The following is a 4,511-nucleotide window of genomic DNA, read 5'->3' as shown; positions in this document are numbered from 1 at the left end:
GCTTTCCCCCTGTGAGACGAGTTCTTTCTCTTCGTAAAGCTACGTGAAAAGCTGTGGAGCAGAGCGGCATGAAACCCGTCCCCGTAGAAGAGAAAGAATGAGCCAGGACGTTGCCAGGCGATAAAGCATTCCATCAATATGGGATGCTTTATTTATGCTTATAGACTATAAAATTGATAATTACTTTGTACGATCGGGTAGCAGAGTATCTACTACTAGAGCGCCAATTCTCGAAGTAGTAAAGTCAATATACTGTGTAATGAAAGGAAGGTCATTCCCATCAAAAGTATGAATCAACTCTCCCCACCACTCTGTTTCATATCGACATATCATACTTAGATTGTATAACAGTAAATAATGAACAAGAAGCTCAGGCATACCAAGGTATCCTTCTCTAGAGCGGAAGAGATAGGGATGTCCTTGATCGTCAAAGGTAAAAGGAAAGCCAGATGAGGGGGAAGGCTTTTTAGAGTAAGGAATGGTTATCAACTGTTTCCCTTCCGTGATAGTTACTCCTTTTTTACTCCATGGCTGCTCTTTATACTTAATATATTGCTCAAAGCGATTCACTGTCATATGATATGAATCTAAAATGGATGAATCATATTGAATGGAGTGATTGTGAAACGTTCCTTTAAATAGGAAAGATTGTTGGTTAAATTGTATAAATAGTGATTCCATTTCAGGTAACTGTTGGAGTAGGTGTCGCATTTTAAATTTATCATTAGCCAAATGTTTCATGTGGAACATTTTACCGAGTGCATGTGTAAATAAACCATTCTTTTGAATTTTTACTTCATCATCTAAAAAGATAAAACCTGATTTTTTTCGTTTTCTAGTTGTAACGCCATGAGCAAGCACTTGCGAATTTTCTGGATACGTAGGATCCTTTGTTAAAATGATTGCTTTAAGAAATTGAACTAAACCATAAAAAAGTAACATTGGCTTTAGATCCATTGGAGCTTTTTTTGCTTGATCAATATAGAGGTTTCCGTGTTTTAAATGATAAATAAATGAGTAGCATGTGTGGAAGCTTTTTGTTTTTGCTTGATCAATATTTATTCTCTCATATGATTTAGTAAGGTAGGACCTGGTATAGGCAGCTGAATAAAAAGGTACCAGTTTTTTTGTGGGATAAGTCATTTTCATCATTACACCTTTTTCTGTTTATTTGGAAAAGTCGCACTTTATATGGTTTCTTGACAGTAGTTTGCCCAGTTGATAAGCTACTAATAATATTTTCAACAATGATTAGTGGAATGAACAAAAAAATTGTTCATTTATTTAAGAAGCTTTTGGGGAGGATGAATGTGCTGATGTGGGAGAATAAATTTCAAAAAGAGGGTTTAACGTTTGATGATGTGTTGTTAGTTCCAGCTCGTTCAGAAATACTACCGCGTGATGTTTCAGTGAAGACGAAGCTATCTGAAAATCTGCAACTGAATATTCCTTTAATAAGTGCAGGAATGGACACAGTAACAGAGGCTGAAATGGCTATTGCTATGGCACGTGAAGGTGGCCTTGGGATTGTTCATAAAAACATGTCGATTGAAGAGCAGGCTGAACAAGTAGATCGTGTTAAGCGTTCAGAAAGTGGAGTTATTACAAATCCATTCTTTTTAACGCCTGATCGCCAAGTATTTGATGCAGAGCATTTAATGGGTAAATATCGTATATCTGGAGTCCCGATTGTTGATGAAGAACAAAAGCTTGTAGGGATTTTAACAAACCGAGACTTGCGTTTCATTGAAGATTATTCAATCCTAATTGATGAAGTGATGACAAAAGAAGATTTAGTCACTGCTTCTGTAGGCACTACATTACAAGAAGCTGAATCCATTTTACAAAAGTACAAAATTGAGAAGCTACCACTTGTAGATGACGAGGGTGTCTTAAAAGGTCTTATCACCATTAAGGATATTGAGAAAGTTATAGAATTCCCTAACTCCGCAAAAGACTCACAAGGTAGATTAGTAGTTGGTGCAGCTATTGGTGTATCTGCTGATGCTGATACTCGCATTGCTGCATTAGTTGAAGCTGGAGTTGATGCTATTGTTATTGACACAGCACACGGTCACTCTAAAGGCGTGTTAGATAAAGTACGTGCTGTACGGGATCAATATCCAGACCTTACAATTATCGCTGGTAATGTAGCAACAGCAGAAGCTACACGTGACTTAATTGAAGCTGGTGCAGATGTAGTAAAAGTAGGTATTGGTCCAGGTTCTATTTGTACTACACGTATTGTTGCAGGCATTGGCGTACCTCAAATTACGGCTGTATATGACTGTGCAACTGAAGCTAGAAAACATGGAGTACCGATAATTGCAGATGGTGGAATTAAGTATTCTGGTGATATTGTGAAGGCATTAGCTGCAGGTGGACATGCTGTTATGCTTGGAAGCTTATTAGCTGGTGTAAGTGAGAGTCCTGGAGAACGTGAGATTTATCAAGGACGTCAATTTAAAGTGTATCGTGGTATGGGTTCACTAGGTGCAATGGAGAAGGGAAGTAAAGATCGTTACTTCCAAGAAAATGCACAGAAGCTAGTGCCTGAAGGAATTGAAGGACGCATTCCTTATAAAGGGCCTTTAAATGATACGATCCATCAATTACTTGGTGGTTTGCGTGCAGGTATGGGCTATTGTGGAACTCCTACATTGGATGCACTACGTAGTGACGGTCAGTTTATTCGTATTACTGGAGCAGGATTGCGCGAGAGTCATCCTCATGACGTTCAAATTACGAAAGAAGCACCAAACTACTCGATGTAAGCTGCTCGATTTAATAAATAAAAAAGGTATAAAGACTATGATAGATAGGGCCTTCCCTATCTATTTTTTTATGGTTTCTTATGATAAAATAACGTCTATGTGAGAAATTTGTGGAGGTGCGATTGTGAAATTTTTAGGTAACAAACAATGGGTTGCGGCTTTTATGGCAATTCTATTAACTGCTAGTCTAATTGTACAACCAAATACAGTTGAGGCAGCACTCGATTTAGAAGCAGAATCAGCTATTTTAGTGGATGCAGAGTCAGGTAAGGTTTTATATCAAAAGAATATAGATGCTATTTTACCAACGGCTAGTATGACTAAAATGATGAGTGAGTATTTAATCCTTGAAGCGATTGATGAAGGACGTATTAGTTGGGATCAACAAGTGCCAATTAGTGATTGGGTAAGAACATTATCTCATCAAACGGCATTATCAAATGTTCCACTTCGCCAAGATTTAGTAACTTATTCAGTTAGAGAATTGTATGAATCTGTCGCTATTTATTCGGCTAATGCATCAACCATTGCACTAGCGGAACTTATCGCAGGTTCAGAGACTGAATTTGTAAATCAAATGAATGAAAAAGGTGCGGAGCTTGGGTTAGAGGATTACGAATTTGTAAACTCTACCGGGTTAAACAACCGTGACCTACAAGGTAATCATCCAGATGGTACTGGTGATGAAGCTGAGAATATGATGTCGGCTAGAGCAACAGCGAAGCTTGCATATGCACTTCTTCGTGATTATCCAGAAGTACTTGATACAGCTAGCATTCCAATGAAAGATTTCCAAGCGGGTCCTGATGAAGTCATCCCGATGGAAAATTGGAACTGGATGCTTTCATCGATCCGTCCACAACATGATTATGATGGTATCGATGGATTAAAAACAGGTTACACATCAGCTGCAGGTAATGCTTTCACAGGTACAGCAGAACGTGATGGGTTACGATTAATCTCAGTTGTTATGCGTACAGATACACGTGATGATCGTTTTAATGAAACGAGAAAGTTAATGGATTATGGATTTAACAACTTTAGCACTGTTGACCTATATGATGATGGATATGTTGTCGAAGGTGAAGAAACAGTGCCAGTTGTTGGAGGAAAAGAGCGTGAAGTGTCAATTTCTAGCTCAGAAGCATTATCAGCTGTGGTAAGAAATGGACAAGATGATCAATATAGTGCAACATTAGTACTTGATCAAGATAAACTAAATAAAGATGGCGAATTAGTTGCTCCTTTTGAAGCAGGGGAAGCAGTAGGATCTCTTACCCTTACATCTGAAGGTGAAGATGAGCAGTTTTTATATGCTGATCAACAAGACGGAGTAACAATGGTAACTGATACCGCTGTTGAAGAAGCTGGATGGTTCACGAAGATGATGCGTGGAATTGGTGGATTCTTCTCAGGGATTTGGAATGCAGCTGTCAATACAGTAAGTGGATGGTTTTCATAAAATGAAAGATTAGCCATCTATAAGAAACAACAGGGCTACTTTATAGAAAGTGGCCCGTTATTTTTAAAAATAATAACAGAAAATTATGCGAATCTTATCTTTTTGCGGTATACTATTAGAGATTAAGAAGAGTAAATAACATGAATGTTCTAGGAGGAAATACATATGAGTCAAACAGGTACAGATCGTGTAAAGCGTGGAATGGCAGAAATGCAAAAAGGTGGCGTCATTATGGACGTTATCAATGCAGAGCAAGCGAAAATTGCTGAAGAAGC

Annotated in this window: 3 protein-coding genes and 1 pseudogene; 3 read left to right on the top strand and 1 reads right to left on the bottom strand. The window is 38.2% G+C overall.

Going from position 1 to position 4,511, the window contains the following annotated elements; all coding sequences use genetic code 11:
* Positions 1–180: 180 nt before the first annotated feature.
* Complete coding sequence (locus RYX56_RS21055; protein ID WP_047972762.1) at positions 181–1,143, bottom strand: YaaC family protein; 963 nt, start codon at positions 1,141–1,143, stop codon at positions 181–183.
* A 173-nt stretch (positions 1,144–1,316) separates the two neighbouring features.
* Between RYX56_RS21055 and guaB the strand changes: the two genes are divergently transcribed.
* The 3 genes and pseudogenes from guaB to RYX56_RS21040 form a co-directional block, all read left to right on the top strand.
* The gene (gene guaB / locus RYX56_RS21050) at positions 1,317–2,774 is read left to right on the top strand and encodes an IMP dehydrogenase (protein WP_047972770.1); all 1,458 of its coding nucleotides are present in this window, start codon (positions 1,317–1,319) and stop codon (positions 2,772–2,774) included.
* Between the two features lie 163 nt (positions 2,775–2,937).
* The gene (locus RYX56_RS21045) at positions 2,938–4,236 is read left to right on the top strand and encodes a D-alanyl-D-alanine carboxypeptidase family protein (protein WP_439108523.1); all 1,299 of its coding nucleotides are present in this window, start codon (positions 2,938–2,940) and stop codon (positions 4,234–4,236) included.
* A gap of 165 nt (positions 4,237–4,401) precedes the next feature.
* Positions 4,402–4,511: pseudogene (locus RYX56_RS21040) on the top strand (pyridoxal 5'-phosphate synthase lyase subunit PdxS); the annotation flags it as partial.

Origin of the sequence: Alkalihalophilus lindianensis (assembly GCF_032843265.1) — a bacterium.
Lineage (GTDB): Bacteria > Bacillota > Bacilli > Bacillales > Bacillaceae_D > Alkalihalophilus > Alkalihalophilus lindianensis.
This window is presented reverse-complemented; position numbering and strand designations above follow the sequence as displayed.

What these genes read in the sequence shown, in the direction of transcription:
- RYX56_RS21055 (WP_047972762.1), bottom strand. Translation starts at nt 1,143, where the DNA reads ATGACTTATCCCACAAAAAAACTGGTACCTTTTTATTCAGCTGCCTAT.
- guaB (WP_047972770.1), top strand. Translation starts at nt 1,317, where the DNA reads ATGTGGGAGAATAAATTTCAAAAAGAGGGTTTAACGTTTGATGATGTG.
- RYX56_RS21045 (WP_439108523.1), top strand. Translation starts at nt 2,938, where the DNA reads ATGGCAATTCTATTAACTGCTAGTCTAATTGTACAACCAAATACAGTT.